This window comes from Marinobacter sp. (assembly GCF_040904845.1).
Lineage (GTDB): Bacteria > Pseudomonadota > Gammaproteobacteria > Pseudomonadales > Oleiphilaceae > Marinobacter.
This window is the reverse complement of record NZ_JBBDSR010000041.1, coordinates 1-1,291: the sequence shown is the minus strand read 5'-3', so window position 1 is coordinate 1,291 and position 1,291 is coordinate 1. Positions and strand designations below refer to the sequence as shown.

Annotated in this window: 2 protein-coding genes; both read left to right on the top strand. The window is 57.8% G+C overall.

Annotation, left to right across the window (positions count from 1 at the left end; all coding sequences use genetic code 11):
• On the top strand, positions 1–170 hold a 170-nt coding region (locus tag WD429_RS04435), incomplete at its 5' end, for a histidinol dehydrogenase (protein WP_368420965.1).
• On the top strand, positions 167–1,219 hold the full coding sequence (hisC, locus tag WD429_RS04430; protein ID WP_368420964.1) for a histidinol-phosphate transaminase: 1,053 nt from the start codon (positions 167–169) through the stop codon (positions 1,217–1,219). The genes WD429_RS04435 and hisC, both read left to right, overlap by 4 nt.
• Positions 1,220–1,291: the final 72 nt, after the last annotated feature.

Sequence of the window (1,291 nt, the reverse complement as noted above, 5' to 3'; positions counted from 1 at the left end):
GGTTCTCCTCGCCGCTGGGGGTTTATGATTTTCAGAAGCGTTCCTCCCTCATCGGCTTCAGTGCCGGCGGCGCGGATCGCATGGGGCGTGTGGCGTCGGTATTGGCGCGTGGGGAAGGTTTGACTGCCCATGCCCGGTCGGCGGAATATCGCATCAAGGGTGAAAAATGAGCAAGTTCTGGAGCCCGTTGGTTAACGACCTGGTGCCGTATGTGCCGGGCGAGCAGCCGAAGATGGCGAATCTGGTGAAGCTGAACACCAACGAAAACCCCTATGGCCCGTCACCCAGGGTCATCGATGCCATCAAAGCCGAGCTCAACGACAGCCTGCGCCTCTATCCGGACCCAGAGGGCGAAAGCCTGCGCCAGACCATCGCCGGCTACCACCATGTCAAACCGGAGCAGATTTTCCTTGGCAATGGCTCCGACGAGGTCCTGGCTCACATCTTTTACGGCCTGTTCCAGCACGGCGAGCCCGTGCTGTTCCCGGACGTTACCTACAGCTTCTACCCGGTCTACTGCGGTCTTTATAACATCGAAGGTAAAACCGTCGCCCTGACCGACAGCTTTGAAATCAATCCGGCGGACTACAGGCAGCCGAACGGCGGGGTTATTTTCCCGAATCCGAATGCGCCAACCGGACGCTATCTCGGCTTGCAGCACGTCGAAGAGATCCTCCAGGCCAACCCGAATCGGGTGGTGGTAGTGGACGAAGCCTACATCGACTTCGGCGGCGAAAGCGCCATCTCGCTGGTTGACCAGTATCCAAATTTGCTGGTGACCCAGACCCTGTCCAAAGCTCGTTCGCTGGCGGGCCTGCGTGTCGGTTTTGCAGTAGGGCATCCCGACCTGATAGAAGCACTCAATCGCGTCAAAAACAGCTTCAACAGCTACCCCGTGGACCGTCTCGCCCTGGCAGGTGCCAAAGCCGCCTACGAAGATGAGGCCTGGTTCCAGAAATGCTGCGCGGGTGTGATCTCAGAGCGAGAGCGAGTGACCAAGGCGCTGGAAGAACTTGGCTTCGAGGTATTGCCGTCCAAGGCTAACTTCATCTTTGCCCGCCACAAGGTTCTGGCAGGCGAAGTATTGGCAAAGGGTTTGAGAGAGCAGGGCATCATCGTCCGCCACTTTAACAAGCCCAGAATCCGTGATTTTCTTCGAATTACCATTGGAACGTCCGAGCAAAACAATGCGCTGATTGCCGGCCTTAAGTCTCTGTAGCCTTTTAGTTTGGTGGTAAAGCGGGGCGGCCAGGGCCTTCCGGGAAACGCTACAAGCACGTCCGTGTGCGCT

Bases quoted from the DNA above. Each gene is read 5' to 3' on its own strand.
- hisC (WP_368420964.1), top strand. From the start codon at position 167: ATGAGCAAGTTCTGGAGCCCGTTGGTTAACGACCTGGTGCCGTATGTG.